We start from the raw sequence: 20,194 nt of genomic DNA on the forward strand, positions 1-20,194 counted from the left end.
GCGAGGAAAGCGACGTGTACAGCGACAGGGAGCGATGCTGAGTGGACAGCGAGCGGTTCATGAGGTTTATGGCGGCGTGGGCGCTCGTACATGAGACCGCCGACGACGGCTGGAAGGCCGCGGTCGCAAGGGGAAGCGGGCAGGAACCCACAGAGATGAAGGAGGGTCCGGAGGCATTCGTCGACGGGCTCTCGGCCATGATTGCAGAGGAAAAGGAGCGCCTGAAGACTGAGCTCGCTGAGGGCCGCGACGGATCGGGCGGAACCACCGGCGCACTGGCCGAGAAACTCGATGGTCTCACGTTTGAAATGGGCGAGTTGCGTGGTCGCATCGAGACGCTGCAGGCTTCGATCGACGCGCTCGCGGCTGCAGCGGACGTCGATCGCCGCTGATGTCACGCCGCTCGCGCAGAGTCGTCACGTCACTAGCTCGCCATCTCGTCCGCGCAAGCGTTGAGGCGCGCCTCGGCACGAGTTCGCGATCGCGTCGCAGGGCCGCGTTCGCGCGCGCGACGCGGCTTGCGCTCGAAGAGCTTGGGCCAGTGTTTATCAAACTCGGGCAGGTCGCTTCGGTGCGGCCGGATGTGCTCCCGCCGGAGTTCATCTTCGAGCTGGAGCGTTTGCAGGATGCGTGCCCTCCGGTCGCGTTTGCCGACATCGAACGCGCGGCGAGCCGCTCGCTCGGTCGGCCCCTTGCTGACGCGTACGCTGAGTTCGACCCGGTGCCGGTTGCGGCAGCCTCGATCGCTCAGGTTCATCGTGCCACGCTGGCACGCGATGTGCGGCCGGTGTTCGGCGCGGTGCTGCCAAAAGGTACCACGGTTGCGGTCAAGGTAGTCCGGCCGGAAGCCGCCGCGAGTATCGCGGCCGATCTGGTCGAGGCGCGTCGGCTGATCGCGCGAGCGCACCGCTTCGGCCTCAAGCGATACCTTGACGCACCGAGTCTGCTCGAGGAGTTTGCCGCGTCGCTCGACAGTGAGCTTGATCTGCGAAACGAGGGGCGGGTAGCTGACAGGTTCGCGTTTGACTTCCGAGACGACCCGCTCGTTTTCGCGCCTCGCGTCGCGTGGCCCCTGACCACCCGATCCGTACTGACGATGGAGTTTGTCGATGGGTGGCGCCTCACCGAACTTGATGACGCCGTTCGGAAGGGGATCGACGCGTACAAGCTTGCCCTGCACGGTGCGGAGGTCTTCATGCGGCAGGTGCTTGTCATCGGCCGGTACCACGCCGATCTCCATCCAGCAAACCTCTTTGTCACGCCTGATTCGCGGATATGCTATCTCGACTTCGGGATCGTGGGGGTGACGCGCCCAGAGGACCGTCTCGCCATCGCGCAGGTGCTCGCGGCGACGGTGTACCGCGACGCCGATCGCGCCCTGCGTTACTCGGCCGAGCTCGGGCTTGTGGTCCCACCGGAGCGTGAAGCAGAGGTGCGCTCGCGGGTCAACGCGCTGATGGAGCGCACATTGGGAGATGGCGGACACCCGGCGGATGTGCGAGGGTTTGCGATTGGCTTCCTCGGCGTGATGGCTGACTCCCGCGTTCCTATCCCACCAGGATATGGTCTACTCGTAAAAGCGCTCGTTACAGTCGAGGGCGTCGCGCGGGCGATCTATCCCGAGATTGACATCGCGCAAGCGGCGCGACCTTTCGCGACGAAGCTCATAGCGGCCGAGATGACGCGTCCCGCGCGCATCGCCGAGCGTGTTCCGGGCGCGCTGCGGGCGGCCTTGAGGGAGTACGTGCGATAGGCTAGACAGGTCGCCGCTACCCGGAAAGCGGTGTGGCCCGGGCGTTTAAGTCTGACTCGGCCAGAGTCTCATTCAGGCTCCCGCTGCGGTACCCCTCGAGATCCTGCGCCACGAACGCGAAGCCGACGTCGCGCAGCGCCAAGGCCATCTCACCACGCCGGGACCACGCGTGCTCCATCTCGTCAGGGTCGACCTCTACGCGCGCGACATCACCGTGCGCGCGTACGCGGAACTGCACAAGCCCGAGAGCGCGGAGTGCTGCCTCCGCATCAGCCACTCGGCGAAGACCCGCCTCGGTTATCGCCTCACCGTACGGAAATCGCGACGCGAGACACGCCATCGACGGTTTGTCCCAGTTGGGCAAAGTGAGCATTTGGGCTATCTCGCGCACATCCGCTTTCGTCATCCCGACGGCTTGTAGCGGACTGATGACCCCGTACTCCTTGGCGGCCCTACTGCCTGGCCTGTAGTCATCCAAATCATCGAGGTTCGAGCCGTCAGCCACGTGGGCAAGACCACGGCTGTCCGCGAGGGTGCGCAGCAGGCCGAAGAGCTCAACCTTACAGTGGTAGCAGCGGTCCGGGGTGTTTGCGCGGAACTGCGGGTCGACGAGCTCGTGGGTCTCGACGGCGTGCACCGCGAATCCGAGCTCTCGGGCAAGCCGTTTGGCCTCCGTCGCCTCAGACTCGGGATACGTGTCTGAGCTGGCAAGTACGGCGAGGCACCGTCTCCCAAGGACAGCGTTCGCCGTGAACGCGAGCAGTGTGGAGTCGATTCCGCCCGAGTACGCTACAAGCAAAGTGCCGAGACCGGCGATGTGCTCGCGCAGGTGGTCGTATTTCGCGGAAGCGTCCAAACGGTGTCCCCCAGAGGTGAGCAGGTTTCAAGTATAGCGCGAGTAGGAGGGTGCGTGGGGGAATCACGAATGCCGCGGCCCGGGGTGTCTAGCCTGGACGAGGTGTCCGGAGACAGTCTCCGTTCTCGCACATGTGGTTAGCGAAGCGCGCTGCGGTGAAGAGATAGTCTGAGAGTCGATTGACAAAGGCGAGAACACCGGGTTCCACTGGTTCGCATGCCGCAAGATCGAGCACCCGGCGTTCGGCGCGCCGGATGACGGCCCTGGCCATATGAAGGCGTGCGGCTGGTTCGCACCCGGCGGGCAGCACAAAGCGGGAGATTTCGCCCACGGATGCCGTCATCGTGTCGATGGCGGTCTCGAGACGTGCCGTATCCGCCGCGGTGATGCTGGGGACACGCCCGCTCACTGACTCGTGGGGCGTGGCTAGGACGCTTGAGCAATCGAACAGGCGATTTTGTGCGAAAGCGAGCTCCGCGTCGAGCGCAGTGAGGGACGGCTCGTTCTGAATCGAAGCGCGAGCGAAACCGATCGCGCAGTTGGCCTCGTCTATCGTCCCGTACGCTTCAACCCGGACATCGTTCTTGCGTACGCGGGTTCCGTCTGCGAGTGAGGTCTCTCCGGTGTCTCCGTGTCGCGTGTAAATGGGGCCTGTCATGGATAGTCCTCCTTGGACGGCGGCGCGCACGTCTTGCCGAGTTGGGGTCAGAGAGCTTCTGAGCCGCGTTCGCCGGTACGGATACGTACGGCTCCCTCACAGTCGTAGATGAATATCTTCCCGTCGCCGATTATCCCCGTGCGCGCAGCTTCAATGATTGCCTGTTCGACGCGGGGAGCCAGTTCATCATCGACCACCAGCTCGATCTTGATTTTGGGTCTAAAGTCGACGGCGTACTCGGCCCCTCGGTAGATTTCCGTGTGCCCTTTTTGACGGCCGTACCCCTTGACTTCGTATGTCGTAAGTCCAGTCACGCCGAGGGCGTTCAGGGTGTCCCTTACGCGCTCAAGTTTGCGGGGCTTGATGATGGCCTCGATCTTCTTCATTACTCGCAGTCCTTTCTCACGTAGTGTGGAGCGAGTTGTGCGAATACTGGCGCCAAGCATGATCGATCCGTCCGCCGCCTACCACACGTACCCTCGCTCGGCGTGCTCAGAGCGATCGCACCCGTTCTCCTCGGCATCTTCATCGACGCGCAGCCCGATAGTGGCATCGATAAGCTTGAGTATCACGGCGCTGGCGACGAACGAGAACACGATGGTCGCGCCGACACCGACCGCTTGTTCGAGTATGAGTGCGGCGCGGCCCTCCGCCAGTGTCGGAGCGAGACCTGGGGCGATGAGTGCTGTCGCGAAGACGCCGGTTAGGAGCGCGCCGACTGTCCCGCCAACACCGTGAATCCCCACGACATCGAGCGCGTCATCGAACCCGAGACGTTCTTTGAGGGAGATTCCCAGGAAACAGAGCGCGCCTGCGGCAAGGCCTATCGCCATGCCAGCCATCGGTGTGACGAACCCGGCTGCGGGCGTGATGCCGACGAGTCCCGCAACCGCACCGGACGCGGCTCCGAGTGTCGTGGGCTTGCCTCGCTTGAGCGATTCCATGGCGAGCCATCCAAGCATGCCGCAGGCGGCGGCAAGGTGCGTAGCGAGGAGAGCCGTCCCCGCGAGTTCGTTGGCGGCGAGCGCGGATCCGGCGTTGAACCCGAACCAGCCGAACCACAGCATGCCTGTGCCGAGAACGGTCATTGGGAGGTTGTGTGGTGTGAAGTCTGCACTACCGTTGCCATTGCCATTGCGCTTGCCGAGAGCGAGGGCGCCTGCGAGCGCTGCCGCCGCCGAGGCGATGTGCACGACAGTACCGCCCGCGAAGTCGAGAGCCCCCCGTTCGTAGAGCCAGCCGCCGCCCCAGACCCAATGAGCGAGCGGTGCGTAGACCACAATGCTCCACACGCCGATGAAGACGGCGTACGCACTGAACTTCATGCGTTCGGCGAGGGCTCCTGAGATGAGCGCGGCTGTGATTACCGCGAACATTCCTTGGAAGGCGACAAAGACCGGCGTTGGAATTGTGCCGGTGACGCCACCAATCGTGTCTGCAAGAGCGAGGTGGCCGAAGCCGCCTATAAGCGCGCCTAGCTCCCACTCGGCCGAACCGAAGGCGATTGTGTAGCCGATGAGCGCCCAGGTCACAGAGACGATGCCCATAGCGAATAGGGAGTGCATCATCGTCGAAAGCACGTTCTTGGATCGAACGAGTCCTCCATAGAACAGCGCGACCCCCGGCACCATAAAGAGTACCAACGCTGTGGACATGAGGACGAATGCGGTATCCCCGTGATCGATCGCTGTCATGTGGCCCCTTCCAATCCTTGTCGCGCGCATCCGGCCGAAAGTGGCGGTCAACTGAATGCGACATCCCTAAGCGTTGAGGAGAGGCTATGGGAGTAAGGTTTCTCGGGTGTTTCCCGTCGATGTCCGAGGCGTGAAACTTGGGAGAGAGTCGGCTATGCTGTCGCAATGGTCACAAGCTCCGGAATGTAGCCCCTTCGGACAATCCCGTGCCCGATGCCCTCGCGGGTCAGGGCGCGAGTCTGGTGACCAACTCAGAAGGAGGCGATGGATGAGGCACTCCCCATACAAGGTCGTGGCCGGTCCAGAAGGATTCCTGCCACCCGCCGCGGCTACGATGGGGGTCACGCTCCCTGATCCCGGTCACGCGATTTTGGAAGGGGCGTCCGTTGCTCCCGATGTCGCGATGGAAGCAATCGTGGACAAGCTACTTTCGGCTGCTAATCCGGTGTTCTTTCCCGGCCCGCTCATCCTTTGGGACTGGAAGCCAGGGGTAGCGGAGAAGGCGGTAGCGCTCAAGGCTCTTGCCGAGGCTGTCGGTGCGAAGATCATTCCAATGCCGGATTATCGCCCCAAGTACCCGATGATCGATCCGGCCGTCGAGGTCAATCCCAACCACCCAAACCTGACGATCTGGCACAACAAGATCGACGTGTGCCTATTCATCGGCGTTCACTGCCACTACGCCAACGTGGCTCTTAAGATCATCCGGGGTGGCACAAGCTGCTACACGATCGCTTTGTGTGCCGAGGCCGGTCATGAAGACGCGATGATCTCTCTGCGCGACGCCGGGATCGAACACCTCGGACGTCTGCGAGAGATGGTGCTCGAGTCAAAATGCGAGGTAGCTCGATGAGCACGATCAGCCGGACCTCCATACGCATGTCTGGGCTCGGCGGGCAGGGGGTCGTCACCGCGGCGCACATCCTGGGCGGAGCGGCGAACAGAGATGGTTTGGAAAGTGTGGTCAACCCCTTCTTTGGAGCAGAGAAACGCCTGGCGCCGGCGGAAAGTTACGTCCGGATCTCCACCGAGAGGATCTTCGAAAAAGGTGAGGTGCTTCGTCCGGACATCATCATGATCTTCCATCCGCACGTGATAACGATGGGCAAGTGCTACACCATGCCTTTTTTCGACGGCTTGCAGGAGAACGGTGTCCTGCTGATCAATTCGGAAGAACCGCTTGCGCTGCCTAAGGAGGATCTCGAGCGCCTGAGCCGCTTGGGAGCGAAGCTGTACTACGTGCCAGCAACCACGCTTGCGATGCAGGTCACGGGGTCGGAGTTGTCAACCAATATCGCCATGCTCGGTGGTGTGTACGGAGTCCGGAACCTGACTTCGACAGAAGCGCTGAGAGAGTCCATGTCGGAGCGATTTGGCGGTGGCAGATTTGTCGCGTCAGGCACCACCGCCGCGCTTGATGAGGCGGTCAGGAGCAAGTTCGCTAAGGTCAGCCAGATGATCGAGAAGAATATGGAGCTGATTGAGGCTGCTGGATCAGCGGTCTGGGAGTGCCGTGTCGCGGATCAGGAGGATAGCCTTGCGCACTTGTGATCATGGACACAGCAACCCTGTTCAGTGCCTGTTGTGCGGCCCGCGAGAAGCAGGGTTCATCACCGGAAGCGAGGCCGTGGCAGAGGCGGTCAAGCGCGCGTCGGTTGACATGGCGATCGCGTATCCGATCACGCCACAGTCGGAGAGTATGCATCTTGTGGGAGAACTGTTTGCACAGGGCTACATCAAGGACTACTACCGGGCGGAAAATGAGTTTGCGGTCATGGCCGCGGTCCACGGCGCGGCTTTGGGCGGCGGGAGGGTGTTCACCGCCACGAGCGGACCAGGCACCCTGCGGGCCATGGAGATGTTCCCGGTATGGGCTGGCGCCAGGCAGCCGATCGTCTGCGCGTTCATGTGTCGCGGCGTCTCACTTCCCCCGTCGATCCAACCCGAGAACATCGAGATGGGGATGTTGCTCGACACGGGCATGCTCATGTTTCACGCGGAGAACGGACAAGACCTCTTCGACATGATCTTGCAGGCGTATCTAGTCGCCGAGCAGCCCGAGGTCCACCTGCCCGCGGGTGTCTTTGTCGACGGCTTTTTCGTCACCCACACCAAAGAAGAAGTCCTCCTCCCCGCGGAGGAGTGTACGCTCGCGCCGTACGATCCTGGGTGCTCACCTGTGCCGGTGTTCGACATGGAGACCCCGCCGATGCGCATCACTCGCGACCCGTTGCTAAACAAGAGTAACTTCATCAGTGGCTCGGCTAATGCCAGCTGGCATCAGGAGGTGTTAGCGGCCGCCGAGCGGGCCCGTAAGCATATCGACAGGTACATGGGAGGATTGATCGACGTCGAGAATCCGGATGCCAGTGTGCTCATCGTCGCCTCCGGCACCGCCGTGTCCCAGTCTCGCGAAGCGCTACGCCTGCTGCGGGATGATGGGATTGACGCGGGGCTCATCAAGGTCAAGTCGATACGGCCCTTCCCCGCGGAGGAGTTGACGGAGGCTACCGAGCGGGCTGAGATCATCGTCGTGCCCGAGTTCAACGCCGGTGGCTGGCTAGCAAGGGAGGTCAAGTCGACTCTCGATCGCAACCGCCGTGTCGTTGCGGGGCCGCGCGTCTTCGGAGGCATGAGCATGCCGCCGTGGCTGATTGTCGATGAAGTGAAAGCGGCCATGGCGGGCACAACGCCCGAGAGAAGAGCTTAGGCATGTCGAAGAAGATCATCACCCCCGTTCCGGTCCTCGCCGATATCCTTCCCGCTGAGTACCGTGACCTGGTCGAGGACGGTCCGCACGGAAGGTCTCTCGGAGTCAAAGATCTCGGCACGTTCAAAGAGCTGACCGAGGAACACCCCCACTGCGCCGGTTGCGGCGTTTCACTCGGCGTGCGTCTGGCGGTCGCCTCGCTGCCCTCGCCGGAGGATACGCTCGTGGTTGGAACGCCCGGTTGCTCGTTCTTTTCGCTGGCGCAAACCGCGCTGAACTACTCGAACACCGCATTTGGCAATCAGAACGCCGTTGCGTCCGGACTCAAGCGGATGCTCCAGATTCGCTATCCGTCACACGCGAAAGATGTGGTGGTGATGGTAGGTGACGGCGGCATCGCCGACATAGGGCTGGATATGACGCTGCACTCTTGGTTTCGGGGTGAGAAGATAACCACCGTCATGCTCGACAACGAGGTGTACGGTAACACTGGCGGACAAGAGAGCGGCATGTCTCCGCAGGGTCAGGTGTTTCACATGGCGCCCAAGGGCAAGCGCTTCGCCAAGATTCCCGTGTTCGAGATCGCGAAGACCTCGGGTTGCGCCTACGTGGCCAAGGTGACGGTAGCCAGTCCTCGACGGCTCGGCGATGTTGTTCGCAGAGCCGTGCTCGTCGCGCGGGAGATCGGGCCCACCTACGTGCAGATTTACACGCCTTGCCCCACTAACCTGAAGTTTTCGCCCGCCGACACTATCACGGTGGCGAAGAAAGCCCAGGAGGGCGCGTACGCATTCGAAGAGTTCATGACCGAGGAAGCTGCGGAGCTGCTGAACATCGAACATCGCTGACACTGGAGCCGTATCCTCGTGAATCGTTTGATCGACACTGGGTTCCCGGTGCCGCTGCCGGGTTCATCCGAGCCTTCGGCGTACCGCGGCACCCGCGTCGCGCTCCTTACTCAGCACGGCAAGGAGCGAGTGATTGCGCCGGTGCTCGCGTCAGCGCTTCACTGTCACATTGAGCTGGTCGAAGGGTTTGACACTGACCGGCTCGGCACATTTACGAGGGATGTTCCTCGTGACGGCACGCAAATCGAAGCCGCTCGCAAGAAGGCGCGTATCGGCATGGAGCTTTCCGGGATGAGCCACGGACTTGCCAGCGAAGGCAGTTTCGGTCCGGACCCATTCACGGGGCTGCTTCCCTGGAACACGGAGGTCATCGTCTTTCTCGATGACGTTCTCGGGATCGAGGTCATAGGCAGCGCTCGAGGTCATGCTGTCAGCGCCCACCGGGTAGTCGTGGGCTGGGAGGAGATCGAGGCGTTTGCCCGCAGCGTGGATTTCCCCGCCCATCAGCTCGTGGTGAGGCCGGAGGACTCGGAGGATCCGCGTATCCTGAAAGGAGTAACGGACTGGGCGGCGCTCAAAGCGGGACATTCTTGGGCGGCCCGGCTGTCCGCTGACGGACGAGTGTTCGTCGAGGTAGACCTTCGGGCGCACGCTAACCCGACACGCATGGCTGTTATTCGCAGTGCCGCCGAAGACTTGGCTGCGCGGCTCGTCTCTGTCTGCCCTGAGTGCGGCGCACCGGGTTTTGGGACGGTTGAGCGCGTAGCTGGGCTTCCGTGCAGTGAATGCGGTGCGCCAACGCGCGAGACCAAGGCCGAGGTGTGGGCGTGCGTGAGGTGCGCGCATCGGATAGTCCGCGATCGGCCCGGCCACTCGTACGCCGATGCGGGTGTTTGCGATCACTGCAACCCGTAAGCCGCGGTCTGGCTTCGGAAGTCTTCAATCCTTCATTGGAAATGCCGATGTTTTAGGGTAAGGCGTTGATGAGGGCGATGCCTGTCGCCGTGCCAAGGGGCCTCCAAATGATGCGACACATGGTGGATACGCCAATGGGAAGGAAGCGGGCTCAACGCGCAACGCGTTGGTGCACGTTGGCGTTCACCGCGATCACTCTTCTGGGGGTCGCGCTGCTGTTCTCGGATTCGGCGCACGCGCACGAACCCTCCGTCAAACCCGCTACGGCGTCCTCGTCGCTTACCTTACGGCCGTCGATTGATGGCGGTCGCATGGTCTACGTGTCGAGCGAGGGCTCATTTAGCAGTATCTGGGTGAGAGATCTTGCTTCAGGTGCTTCGCGCAGGTTGTCAGGTTCGTGGAGTTCACACGCACCTGACATTCATGCAGACCGCGTTGTGTGGGAGGAGCTGCGTGAAAAAGGCAGCGTGATTGTGTTGCACGATATGGAGACAGGGGCAAGCGAGCCGATCTCTGCCGGTCCGCACGACCACGCGCCCGTCGTTTGGGGCGATCGCGTGGTCTGGACTCGGGAGTACGGCACGTACGGTGAGTTGATCGAGTACAGTATTCGAAGCGGCGCGATTGCGCCTCGCGTGACCGTCGAAATGGGTACCACCTCGGACTTGCGCGAAGACACACTCATCTACGCGTCAAGCGGCACGATGGAACGGCTCGATCTGGCGAGCGGAAGACGCTCCCGTCTGCCGGGGGCGTTGCAGGGCGCCGAGTGGCCCTCAATCTACGGGAACATGGTAGCGTACGCCACATGGGAGCACGGATTGAGTCAAGTGCACGTCTTGGACACGGTGACTGGCGTTTCGCATCCAATCGTATACGGCCTGTCGTGCGCGTACGCTCCGGCGCTCTCTCATGAGCTGATCGCCTGGGAGTCGTACGGCCCTGGAGCACGGGTCGAGGTTAGAGTCTCCCACCTGCCGACCTCGTTCAAGCAGGTGAGTGAGGACGCGTTCGCTCCCTCGGCACGCGGCGCCGCCGCGATGATTGAAAGCATTGCATGCGTCGCGCGGATGCTTGGCTCGATGCCCGCCGGGATGATAGCCCGCATCTTCGGGTGAGCGCGCGTTCGTTGGTGTGGCGGGGTAGAATAGAGACTTGCCCGGATTCCCCTCTTCCGCGTAAGGCAGGTCGCACTCCGTGTCACTCGAATCGATCTCAATCCGAGGCGCCCGCGAGCACAACCTCAAAGGCTTCGACCTCGACATCCCGCGCGACAAACTGATCGTCATCACCGGACTCTCGGGTTCCGGCAAGTCCTCGCTCGCCTTTGACACGATATACGCCGAGGGACAGCGTCGATACGTAGAGTCCCTCTCGGCGTATGCGAGACAGTTCCTCGGGCAGATGAACAAGCCAGACGTGGAGAACATCGAGGGGTTGTCGCCAGCCGTTTCGATCGACCAGAAGACAACCAGCAAAAACCCGCGCTCGACCGTGGGAACGGTTACAGAGATCTACGACTACCTGCGCTTGCTCTACGCGCGGGTGGGTATCCCGCACTGCCCGATCTGTGGTCGCCCGATCGAACGGCAGACCTCGGACCAGATCGTGGACCGCATCCAGGAACTTGAAGATGGCACGAAGTTTCAGGTGCTTGCACCGGTCATCAAGGGACGCAAAGGCGAGCACGGCAAGCTCTTTGAGGAGTTGAGGCGCGAGGGATTCACGAGGGTCCGGGTCGATAGGGAGAGGCGGACACTCGACGAGGTGATCTCTCTCGACAAGAAGTACAAGCATGACATTGAAGTGGTGGTTGATCGTCTCGTGATGAAGGACGGCGTGCGAGGGAGGCTCGCGGACAGCGTCGAGACCGCGTTGCGCCTTGCCGGTGGTAGCGTCCTCGTTGTGGTGGAAGGGGGCGAGGAACTCTCGTTCTCGCAGGCCCTCGCGTGCCCAGTGCACGGAGTGTCAATGGCTGAGCTCGCGCCGAGGGACTTCTCATTCAACAGCCCTTACGGCGCGTGCCCTGAGTGCGCCGGTCTGGGGTCTCGGCTCGAAGTCGATGCGGATCTCGTGGTGCCCGACGGTTCGCGCTCACTAGCTCAAGGCGCGATCAAGCCGTTTTCGAGCGGTACCAACTACTACCCGCAACTCGTCGCAGCGGCGGCGAAGCACATCGGCGTGCCCACTGATGTTCCCTGGAACGATCTGCCTGAAAACGCGCGCGCTGCGCTGCTCGAGGGATTGGGCGATGAGCGTATTCGTATCGATTACTTCACGCGCGATGGGCGTGAGACGCATTGGTACTCGCGGTACGAGGGCGCGCTCGCCAGCGTCATGCGCCGCTTCGAAGAAAGCGAGAGCGAGGCGGTCAAAGAGAAGCTTGAGGAGTACATGGCGCTTACGCCGTGCAAGACGTGTCGCGGAGCGCGGCTCAGACCGGAGATACTTGCGGTGACGTTTGGTGGACTAGATATCCACTCGGTAACGACGATGAGCGCGAAGACTTCTCTCAAATTTTTCGAGGGAGTGGAGCTTACCGAGCGCGATGAGCGCATTGCGCGGCGCGTCATTAAAGAGATCGTCGAGCGCTTGCGTTTTCTCGTCGACGTAGGCCTCGACTACCTCACTCTCGAGCGTGCGACCGCGACACTCTCGGGGGGCGAGGCACAGCGGATACGGCTCGCGACACAGATCGGCTCGGGTCTCATGGGAGTGCTCTACATCCTTGATGAGCCTTCGATCGGGTTGCACCAGCGTGACAACGCCCGTCTCATCGCAACGATGGAGCGGTTGCGCGACCTCGGCAACACGGTCATCGTCGTCGAGCACGATGAGGAGACGATCCGAGCCGCGGACTTTGTCATCGACATGGGTCCGGGCGCGGGTGAGCATGGCGGAGAAATCGTCTGTGTAGGCACGCCGAGCGAGGTGCTTGAGTGTCATGAGTCACTTACGGCGGCGTACCTTTCTGGTCGCAGATCCGTCCCTGTACCGGGAAGGCGGCGCAAGCCGGGCAGGGGAGCGATCGTGTTGCGCGGAGCGGCTGCGAACAACCTCAAAGGAGTCGACCTCGAGATACCGCTCGGCTCACTCACGCTCGTGACGGGAGTCTCCGGGTCGGGCAAATCGTCGCTTGTCACCGATACGCTGGCGCCGGCACTCGTCAACCGTGTGCACCGTGCGCGCCGCAGGACAGGCACGTTCGAGAGTATCGAAGGGCTTGAGGCGGTTGACAAGGTCGTCGACATCGATCAGTCGCCCATAGGACGCACTCCTCGCTCGAACCCAGCGACGTACACGGGCGTGTGGGACGATGTCCGGGCGCTCTTTGCGTCTACCCCAGAGTCACGTGCGCGCGGTTACGCGCCGGGACGTTTCAGTTTCAACGTCAAAGGCGGGCGGTGCGAAGCGTGTAAGGGCGACGGGCAGATCAAGATAGAGATGCACTTCCTGCCAGACGTGTATGTGCCGTGCGAGGTCTGCAAAGGCGCACGCTACAACCGCGAAACGCTACAGGTGACCTATCGCGGCAAGACGGTGACCGAAGTGCTCGACATGACGGTCGAAGAGGCGCTCCACTTCTTCGAGAACATCCCGCCGATCAAGCGAAAATTGCAGACGCTCTACGATGTGGGTCTTGGCTATCTGCGGCTCGGCCAGCCCGCGACCACGCTATCTGGCGGAGAGGCGCAGCGGGTCAAACTCGCGAGTGAGCTCCAGCGCCGTTCGACAGGGCGGACGTTTTACATTCTCGATGAGCCCACGACGGGCTTGCACTTCGATGATGTCAGGCAGCTGCTCAACGTGTTGCAACGCCTCGTGGAGGGTGGCAACACCGTCCTCGTCATCGAGCATAACCTCGACGTTATCAAGAGCGCCGACTATGTGATCGACCTCGGCCCCGAGGGCGGAGACGCGGGAGGCGAGATCGTTGTGGCGGGCACGCCCGAGGAAATCGCCGCGTGCGCTGGGTCGCACACGGGCCGTTTCCTTGCGCCGGTGCTTGCGGGCGGCCCAGCGACAGTGATGCCGGAGAGAGGCGATGGTGGCGCGAAGGGTGCGTGACGGAGCCACGCCGAGCGGAGGCTGTGTGGCGAGCACCGGATGTGATGGGCGGGCGGTTAGGACGCGCCGCCGGAGTGCGGTCGCGGCCGTGGCGCTCGTGTTCGTGCTCGTCGCCGCAGCGGCGGTTCAGACCCGTTGGTTCGGCTCGCCCGATCCGCTCGCGCCCTCTTCTCCCGCTGAGGCGGTCGCCCGATCGGCGCGTCTCGCCGGTCTCGGGAACGCGGAAACATCCCGGCATGCGGACGTCGCACGGGTGGAGGTCGAGATTGCGCAACTGTCGGTGCGAGCGGACATCGAGATCGCGTATCAGGCGATGTTCGCTACCCTCGTCTCGGCATGGCCGGCCGCAGAAGAGTACGCCGTGACTCTGGTGTGGCGTGGCCAGGTCATCGTCGAGCTTCACGGAAATGGGGAGATGGTGAGGGCTGCCACTCTCAACGACGATGCACGTGCTCTGATCCGTGCGGTCGAGGTCGCGCGGATTGGAAATGCCTACGCGGAATTTATTCCAGTCGATCAGGCGGCCGATCTTGCAGCGGCCGCAACTGAGCGAGACGGTACTCGCGGTGCCTACCTCGATGCGAAGAACCGCGCGGCGGGGTTGCTCGGCGATGGGGGAGTTCTCGGAGCGGCGGCCGGGCGGCTTGCGGATCTCACGGATCAGATGCGCCAGGACTCACCCGGCATCGCTGCTCCGCGGCCCGGCGACAGTGCGTTTGAACTCCACGCCGCGCGCGCGACATCGGCGCTCTCCGCGCTCGAGGGAGCTAACGGCCTGGTCGAAGGTGCGGCCGAGCTTCGGGGCTGGCTCGTCGAGACGGCTCCTGACGCGTCTCGCGAGGAGGTCGCGTTGGCACGCGGCTGGGCGGCGGTTGCTGAGGCGCTCGCAGCGCCGGAGCCTCTCGGTTCGGTGCTTGCGGATGCGCATGCGCTCGCGCAGGAGGTCGCGAGCGCGTCACTCGTGCCCGGGGCGGTGTCAGACGCGGTGCTTGTCGCGGCGCAGGATCCTGGCGCGCCCGAGGCCGGGCGCATGATCGATCTCTTTGAGCGCGTTCCCGCTGTGGATTGGGCGCTGTGGTCCTCCGCGCTCCCGCTACCGGCTCGCGTCTTCGAACGGGCTGGGATGGGCGGTACGGTACCGCCAACGCTTACGTGGTCCGACCCCGCTGATGGCGCAACCCGCAGCGTACAGCCGGAGGTCTGGACGGGCTACCGCCGTGCCGACGGGCGCATATACTGGAGGGCGGGCATCGACGGAGATGTCGCCCTCACCGACACGTCGCTTCTCGGCTGGGGCTTTTCGACCCGCCGGGCCGCGCTCGTCGACGCGGCTGATGTCGGGAGGGTACTTGCGACCTTCCCGTTGGAGTGACGCGATGAGTGAAACGATGCCCACGCTCATCGAAGAGGTCTCCAGGGTCCCTGACGGACCTGGCGTCTACCTGTGGAAGGACGACGCGGGCGCGGTACTCTACGTGGGCAAGGCGAAGTCGCTTCGCAAGCGGATGAAGCAGTACGTTCTCGGCCAGGACGACCGCGAGAAGGTGCCGCTCCTCATGGCGCAGGCGACCACTTTCGACTACGTTGTCACCCGCACAGAAGTCGAGTCGCTCATCCTCGAGAAGAATCTCATCCGGCAGTTTGCGCCGCCGTACAACGTCGGATATCGCGACGACAAGTCCTACCCCTACATCGCCGTGACCGTGGGCGACCCGTTTCCCGCGATCAAGTTCACGCGCGAGAAGCACCGGCCGGACACGAAGTACTTCGGTCCGTACACCGACGCTCGGGCCGCCCGGGAGACGATCGACACCGTGCGCCGGATCTACCCGATCTGCTCGGCGCAGTGTGTGGAGTGGAAGCGGGTGAACGCTCGCGGCGGCGAGCCGGCCGGCAAGGCCTGCTTTGACTACAACGTCGGCAAGGGTCCGGGGCCGTGCGTCGGCGCGTGCACGCCAGAGCGCTACGCGAAAAACGTCGCTCACGTCATCGCTTTCTTGCAGGGCCGGCACTCGGGTGTGGCCGAGGAGCTCGAGGAGCGGATGCGCGCCGCCGCCGCAGACCTTGACTTCGAGCGTGCCGCGCGCTTTCGTAACCGGCTCAAGGCGGTGCGGCGCATCCTGGAAAAGCAGACGGTCGTTTCCGCGCGCAAGCTTGACATCGACGTCGTTGGGCTGTTTCGCGAGGAAACGATCACCGGCGTGCACGTGTTCGTCGTGCGCGAGGGGCGAGTGCTCATCGGTAATGAGTTTGTGTTAGACAAGGGACTCGACGTGCCGGGACCCGAGCTCGTCGAGGGGTTTTTGCTTACCTACTACAACCAGGCCGAGCAGGTCCCCCGCGAGATTGTGGTGCCCGAGCTGCCCTGCGCGGCGGAGGCGGTCGAAGAGTGGCTCTCCGGGCTGCGCGGCACACGCGTGCGGATGATGGCGCCCCTGCGCGGCGAGAAACGCCGGCTCCTCGAGAACGCCGAGACGAACGCGCGTCATGCGCTCTTGCGCCACAAGGTGCGCACGCGCTACGACGAGGAGCGCATCAACCGCGCGCTCATCGAGCTCGAGAGCGCGCTTGCGCTGCCCTCAGCGCCGCTGCGTATCGAGTGCTACGACATTTCGACGCTTCATGGACGACACTCGGTCGGCTCGTTGGTGGTGTTCACGAACGGCCGCGCCGACTCGAAGGCGTACCGCCGCTTCCGCGTGCGCCTTGAGTCCGGCGAAGCCAACGACGTCGGGATGATGGCCGAGGTGCTCCGGCGCCGTTTCTCCGGCGTACACGCCGAAGACGGGCGCTTTGCGGCTGCACGCCCCGGACTCGTCATCGTCGACGGCGGAAAGCCGCAGCTCGCGGCGGCCCGTGCCGCGCTCGCCGAGGCGGGTGTCACCGACGTCCCGCTCGCCGCGCTCGCGAAGCGCGAGGAAGAGCTGTTTGTGCCCGGCTTCGACGAGCCGGTCGTCCTGCCCACGGGCTCGGCCTCTCTTTACCTCGTCAAGCGTATCCGCGACGAGGCGCATCGATTCGCGATCACCTACCACCGCGAGTTGCGCGGAAAGGCGATGACGGCGAGCGTACTCGACGACATCCCCGGGGTGGGCGCCAAGCGCAAGAAGGCGCTCATGCGCGCGTTCGGCTCGGTGAAGCGATTGCGAGAAGCTGGCATCGACGCGATCGCCGCAGTGCCAGGTATTCCGCGCGATGTCGCCGAGGAGATCGTTGCTGTTGTGAATCAATCTGCGCGATCTGAGAGGGAATGAGCAAACGAGGTTGATGCAACACCGCAGTTCATGCAGAATCTCACGAACAACACGCGTTCGAGTCCAAAATCTAGCGTCACGCATCTTTGAGAGGAGCATCCGTGGAGTTCCTGGCAGATTTTGTCGTCCGGTTCGCAGAACAGCTGCAAACGCCGACGCTCGCGTTCCTGATAGCCGGCATGGTGATCGCGGCCCTGAACAGCCAACTCCAGATTCCAAACGCCATCTATCATTTCATCGTGTTCATGTTACTCATGCGAATAGGGCTTGCTGGCGGCATGACGCTTCGGGAGGCAAATCCACTTGAGATGCTGCTGCCGCTCGCGTCGGCTACGCTCATCGGCATCAGCATCCCTATCCTGGGGTCCATCACGCTGGCGCGGCTGCCGGGTGTGCGCAAGGAGGATGCCCTCGCGACATCCGGCCTCTTCGGCGCGGTGAGTGCGAGCACGGTCGTTGCGGCAATGCTTGCCTTGGACGAGGAGGGCATCTTCTATGAGGCCTGGATCCCCGCGCTCTACCCGTTCATGGATATTCCGGCGCTTGTCACCGCGATCGTCTTGGCAAACCTCTTCATCCACAAGAGTAAGCACGGCGCTGACGGGAAGGTAGCCATCTGGCCGATCATCAAGGAGTGTCTCCAGGGAGCGGCGCTCACCGCGCTGATTCTCGGGTTCGTCCTTGGGATATTCTCACGGCCTGAGGGAGTGTTTGCGGAGTTCTACGATCCGTTGTTTCGCGGATTCCTCTCGGTGCTTATGCTCATTCTCGGCATGGACGCCTACCGGCGGTTAAGGGAGTTGCTGAGCGTTGCTCACTGGTACATAGCCTACTCGATCATCGCGCCGCTCGTGCACGGCCTGATGGGCTTCGGGCTCGGCTACGTGGCCCACGTGGTGGCGGGACTCAGCCCTGGCGGCGCGATCATGCTCGCGATAATCGCCGCGTCGAACTCAGACGTCTCCGGGCCTCCCACCCTCCGAGGAGGGATACCCAGCGCCAACCCAGCCGCCTACGTTGGGTCTTCGACCGGGGTGGGTACTCCGGTCGCCCTCGCGATTGGCATTCCGCTGTTCACGACGCTTGGGAAGGCGGTGTTTGGCCTGTAGCGCTTCCCAACGACCTGCGCTGTCACCGGCGGGTATAATCCTTGAGACGTTCTCCGCACAACAGTGAGGGGTCTCCCGTGAAATTCGTGATCCGGCTGCTCATATCGGCTGTCGTCATATTTGGAGTAGCGTATCTGTCGGGCGGTTGGCTACTTAAGGTTGACGGTTTCATGGCCGCGCTTTGGGCCGCTATTGTCCTCGCGCTCGTCAACGCGGTCGTCCGTCCGGTGGTTGGATTCCTGTCCCTCCCGATCACGATTCTTACGTTTGGACTTTTCGCTCTCGTATTGAACGCGCTCATGATCATGCTGGTGGCGTTGGTTGTGCCGGGCGTCGAGACAAACGGGTTTTTCCCAACGCTGATAGCGGCACTCATCATCTCCATCTCCACCGCCGTGCTTTCCGCGGCGTTTGAGGACTGATCGGCGTGACAGAGGAGTGCGGTTCGCATACGGAACCATCCGCCGGAACCGCAGAACGAGTTCTCGAGCTTGTAGTCATCACCGGCCTCTCTGGTGCTGGCCGCAGCGAGGCGATTCACACGTTCGAGGATCTCGGATACTTCTGCATTGACAACCTGCCGCCGGCGTTCATCGGCCAGCTTGTCGACCTGACACGGCTTCCGGGTAGTCGCATACGCCGGATCGCGGTGGTGTGCGATGTGCGCGCCAAGGAGTTCTTCGAGCAGCTCGCGGGCGAACTCGAACGCCTTGCCGCCGCCAACGTTCCCCACAAGCTCGTCTTTCTCGACGCCGACGAGGACGCGCTCGTTCGGCGCTTCAAGGAGACGCGGCGCCGTCATCCGATGTGCGAGGAGGGTGGCTCGGTTTCGGAGGGTATCTCGGCGGAGCGTGAACTCTTAGAGGACATCCGCGGCGCTGCCGACGTTCTCATCGATACGAGCGCTCTCACACCGCGTCAGCTGCGCTCGATTATCCATGAAGCGTTCTCACCCGGTCCCGCGACTTCGCTGTCGGTCACTGTCTCCTCGTTCGGCTTCAAGTACGGGCAGCCCGTCGATGCCGACATCGTCATGGACGTTCGCTTCCTGCCCAACCCTCACTACGACCCGGTGCTCCGCCCGCTCACCGGGCTCGACGCTCCGGTGCGCGAGTTCGTCCTGGGACACCCCGAGACGACGCGCTTTCGCGAGAGGTGGTTCGCGCTGCTCGAGGTGCTTGCCCCCGGCTATCTCGCGGAGGGGAAGTCGCACCTTTCGGTTGCGCTTGGGTGCACCGGCGGCATGCACCGCAGCGTCGCACTCGCCGAGGAGACCGCGGCGTTCCTGCGCTCATTCGGCTATCGCGCGGTCGTTTCCCATCGCGATATCGGTAAGGACCGGGAACGCCGGTGAGCACGTTTCGCGCACGGCGTGCAGTGGCGATCGGGGGCGGCACAGGGTTGCCGGCAGTCTTGAGTTGCCTTGTCGAGAGCGGCTTTGACACCACGGCGGTCGTGACGGTGGCCGACGATGGCGGCTCGAGCGGGGTGCTGCGCGAGGAACTCGGTATTCTCCCTCCGGGCGACTTTCGCAATTGTCTTGTCGCGCTTGCCGAGCCCGGGAACGTGCTCGCGTCCGCGTTTCAGTACCGTTTCGCTGAGGGGAGCGGTCTTGCGGGGCACGCGCTCGGGAATCTCGTACTTGCAGCGTTGGCTGACATGAGTGGCTCGTTTCCGGAAGCCGTGGAGCAGGCTGGAGCGCTGTTGGGCGTGCGGGGGCGGGTGTTGCCCTCGACCCTCGTCGACATCCGGCTCAAGGCGACCGACACGGCCGGAAAGCCGATTGCCGGACAGGCGGCCATTGCGGTGAGCGAGCGACCGATCGAGCGGGTGTGCGTTGAGCCCGCGTACCCATCCGCGTACCCGCCCGCCCTTGAGGCGATCCGGGAGGCGGACGTCGTGGTGGTTGGTCCGGGATCACTTTTCACGAGCATTCTGCCTAACTTCCTCGTTGACGGAGTCGCTCACGCACTGCGCGAGTCAGCGGCGACTCGCATCTACGTGTGCAACGTCGCTAACCAGCGTGGAGAGACGGGCGGGATGGACGCGGCGGATCATGTCAACGCGCTGCTCAGCCACGGACTCAGTGGTGCGATCGATATGGCGATCGTTCACGTTGCGGAATCGGTTCCCGGCGCGGAAGACTGGTGTCTACGCTACGATGACTTTGAGACGTTGTGCGAACCGGTCGTGGGCACTCCTGATGTCCAGACACGGATCGAGGAGCTTGGAGTGCGGGTGTATGCGGGCGACGTGGTCGACCCGGTTGACCGCCGTCGGCATTCGAGCGCCAAGTTGTGCAGAGCCATCGGGAAGGTTATCGCCTGAC

19 protein-coding genes are annotated in these 20,194 nt (G+C 63.1%); 15 read left to right on the top strand and 4 right to left on the bottom strand.

Annotated elements, in window-relative coordinates; all coding sequences use genetic code 11:
* Positions 1-41 precede the first annotated feature (41 nt).
* Both KGZ40_07410 and KGZ40_07415 read left to right on the top strand, forming a co-directional pair.
* A complete protein-coding gene (locus KGZ40_07410) occupies positions 42-392 on the top strand; it encodes a hypothetical protein (protein MBS3957340.1) in 351 nt (116 codons plus the stop codon).
* On the top strand, positions 392-1,753 hold the full coding sequence (locus tag KGZ40_07415) for an AarF/ABC1/UbiB kinase family protein (GenBank protein ID MBS3957341.1): 1,362 nt from the start codon (positions 392-394) through the stop codon (positions 1,751-1,753). Before KGZ40_07410 ends, KGZ40_07415 begins: the two co-directional genes overlap by 1 nt.
* Before the next feature lie 16 nt (positions 1,754-1,769).
* Here KGZ40_07415 and larE read toward each other — a convergent pair whose 3' ends face one another.
* The 4 genes from larE to KGZ40_07435 form a co-directional block, all read right to left on the bottom strand.
* Positions 1,770-2,609 carry an ATP-dependent sacrificial sulfur transferase LarE gene (gene larE, locus KGZ40_07420; GenBank protein MBS3957342.1) on the bottom strand — a complete coding sequence of 280 codons (840 nt, stop codon included), beginning with the start codon at positions 2,607-2,609 and terminating at the stop codon, positions 1,770-1,772.
* 88 nt (positions 2,610-2,697) lie between these two features.
* On the bottom strand, positions 2,698-3,267 hold the full coding sequence (locus tag KGZ40_07425) for a cob(I)yrinic acid a,c-diamide adenosyltransferase (GenBank protein ID MBS3957343.1): 570 nt from the start codon (positions 3,265-3,267) through the stop codon (positions 2,698-2,700).
* Positions 3,268-3,314: 47 nt separating this feature from the next.
* Positions 3,315-3,653: a P-II family nitrogen regulator gene (locus tag KGZ40_07430; GenBank protein MBS3957344.1), complete on the bottom strand. Its 339-nt coding sequence runs from the start codon at positions 3,651-3,653 to the stop codon at positions 3,315-3,317.
* A gap of 78 nt (positions 3,654-3,731) precedes the next feature.
* Entirely contained in the window at positions 3,732-4,961 is a 1,230-nt protein-coding gene (locus KGZ40_07435; protein ID MBS3957345.1) for an ammonium transporter, read from the bottom strand.
* Between the two features lie 268 nt (positions 4,962-5,229).
* Here KGZ40_07435 and KGZ40_07440 point away from each other — a divergent pair, with 268 nt between their 5' ends.
* The 13 genes from KGZ40_07440 (at position 5,230) to KGZ40_07500 (ending at position 20,193) form a co-directional block, all read left to right on the top strand.
* Positions 5,230-5,814 (top strand): carbon monoxide dehydrogenase, encoded by a 585-nt coding sequence (locus KGZ40_07440; GenBank protein MBS3957346.1) that lies wholly within the window; start codon positions 5,230-5,232, stop codon positions 5,812-5,814.
* Positions 5,811-6,512 (top strand): 2-oxoacid:acceptor oxidoreductase family protein, encoded by a 702-nt coding sequence (locus KGZ40_07445; protein ID MBS3957347.1) that lies wholly within the window; start codon positions 5,811-5,813, stop codon positions 6,510-6,512. The genes KGZ40_07440 and KGZ40_07445 overlap by 4 nt, the downstream gene beginning before the upstream one ends.
* A 109-nt stretch (positions 6,513-6,621) precedes the next feature.
* Entirely contained in the window at positions 6,622-7,671 is a 1,050-nt protein-coding gene (locus tag KGZ40_07450) for a ferredoxin oxidoreductase (GenBank protein ID MBS3957348.1), read from the top strand.
* Positions 7,672-7,673: 2 nt separating this feature from the next.
* The gene (locus tag KGZ40_07455; protein MBS3957349.1) at positions 7,674-8,519 is read left to right on the top strand and encodes a ferredoxin oxidoreductase; all 846 of its coding nucleotides are present in this window, start codon (positions 7,674-7,676) and stop codon (positions 8,517-8,519) included.
* 18 nt (positions 8,520-8,537) lie between these two features.
* Positions 8,538-9,434 carry a hypothetical protein gene (locus tag KGZ40_07460; protein ID MBS3957350.1) on the top strand — a complete coding sequence of 299 codons (897 nt, stop codon included), beginning with the start codon at positions 8,538-8,540 and terminating at the stop codon, positions 9,432-9,434.
* 110 nt (positions 9,435-9,544) lie between these two features.
* A complete protein-coding gene (locus KGZ40_07465; protein ID MBS3957351.1) occupies positions 9,545-10,552 on the top strand; it encodes a hypothetical protein in 1,008 nt (335 codons plus the stop codon).
* Between the two features lie 79 nt (positions 10,553-10,631).
* Positions 10,632-13,502: an excinuclease ABC subunit UvrA gene (gene uvrA / locus KGZ40_07470; GenBank protein MBS3957352.1), complete on the top strand. Its 2,871-nt coding sequence runs from the start codon at positions 10,632-10,634 to the stop codon at positions 13,500-13,502.
* Between the two features lie 25 nt (positions 13,503-13,527).
* On the top strand, positions 13,528-14,874 hold the full coding sequence (locus KGZ40_07475; GenBank protein MBS3957353.1) for a hypothetical protein: 1,347 nt from the start codon (positions 13,528-13,530) through the stop codon (positions 14,872-14,874).
* 4 nt (positions 14,875-14,878) lie between these two features.
* On the top strand, positions 14,879-16,756 hold the full coding sequence (gene uvrC, locus KGZ40_07480; protein MBS3957354.1) for an excinuclease ABC subunit UvrC: 1,878 nt from the start codon (positions 14,879-14,881) through the stop codon (positions 16,754-16,756).
* Between the two features lie 101 nt (positions 16,757-16,857).
* Complete coding sequence (locus tag KGZ40_07485) at positions 16,858-17,865, top strand: sodium-dependent bicarbonate transport family permease (GenBank protein MBS3957355.1); 1,008 nt, start codon at positions 16,858-16,860, stop codon at positions 17,863-17,865.
* A gap of 77 nt (positions 17,866-17,942) precedes the next feature.
* On the top strand, positions 17,943-18,287 hold the full coding sequence (locus KGZ40_07490; GenBank protein ID MBS3957356.1) for a phage holin family protein: 345 nt from the start codon (positions 17,943-17,945) through the stop codon (positions 18,285-18,287).
* 5 nt (positions 18,288-18,292) lie between these two features.
* Entirely contained in the window at positions 18,293-19,219 is a 927-nt protein-coding gene (gene rapZ / locus KGZ40_07495) for an RNase adapter RapZ (protein ID MBS3957357.1), read from the top strand.
* The gene (locus tag KGZ40_07500; protein ID MBS3957358.1) at positions 19,216-20,193 is read left to right on the top strand and encodes a YvcK family protein; all 978 of its coding nucleotides are present in this window, start codon (positions 19,216-19,218) and stop codon (positions 20,191-20,193) included. The genes rapZ and KGZ40_07500 overlap by 4 nt, the downstream gene beginning before the upstream one ends.
* Position 20,194: the final 1 nt, after the last annotated feature.

The sequence above is a fragment of the Clostridiales bacterium genome, assembly GCA_018333995.1.
Taxonomy (GTDB): Bacteria; Actinomycetota; Coriobacteriia; order Anaerosomatales; family SLCP01; genus JAGXSG01.

Coding starts and splice junctions, on each gene's coding strand:
- KGZ40_07415 (MBS3957341.1), top strand. CDS start 392: ATGTCACGCCGCTCGCGCAGAGTCGTCACGTCACTAGCTCGCCATCTC.
- KGZ40_07425 (MBS3957343.1), bottom strand. CDS start 3,267: ATGACAGGCCCCATTTACACGCGACACGGAGACACCGGAGAGACCTCA.
- KGZ40_07430 (MBS3957344.1), bottom strand. CDS start 3,653: ATGAAGAAGATCGAGGCCATCATCAAGCCCCGCAAACTTGAGCGCGTA.
- KGZ40_07435 (MBS3957345.1), bottom strand. CDS start 4,961: ATGACAGCGATCGATCACGGGGATACCGCATTCGTCCTCATGTCCACA.
- KGZ40_07440 (MBS3957346.1), top strand. CDS start 5,230: ATGAGGCACTCCCCATACAAGGTCGTGGCCGGTCCAGAAGGATTCCTG.
- KGZ40_07445 (MBS3957347.1), top strand. CDS start 5,811: ATGAGCACGATCAGCCGGACCTCCATACGCATGTCTGGGCTCGGCGGG.
- KGZ40_07450 (MBS3957348.1), top strand. CDS start 6,622: ATGGCGATCGCGTATCCGATCACGCCACAGTCGGAGAGTATGCATCTT.
- KGZ40_07455 (MBS3957349.1), top strand. CDS start 7,674: ATGTCGAAGAAGATCATCACCCCCGTTCCGGTCCTCGCCGATATCCTT.
- KGZ40_07465 (MBS3957351.1), top strand. CDS start 9,545: ATGCGACACATGGTGGATACGCCAATGGGAAGGAAGCGGGCTCAACGC.
- uvrC (MBS3957354.1), top strand. CDS start 14,879: ATGAGTGAAACGATGCCCACGCTCATCGAAGAGGTCTCCAGGGTCCCT.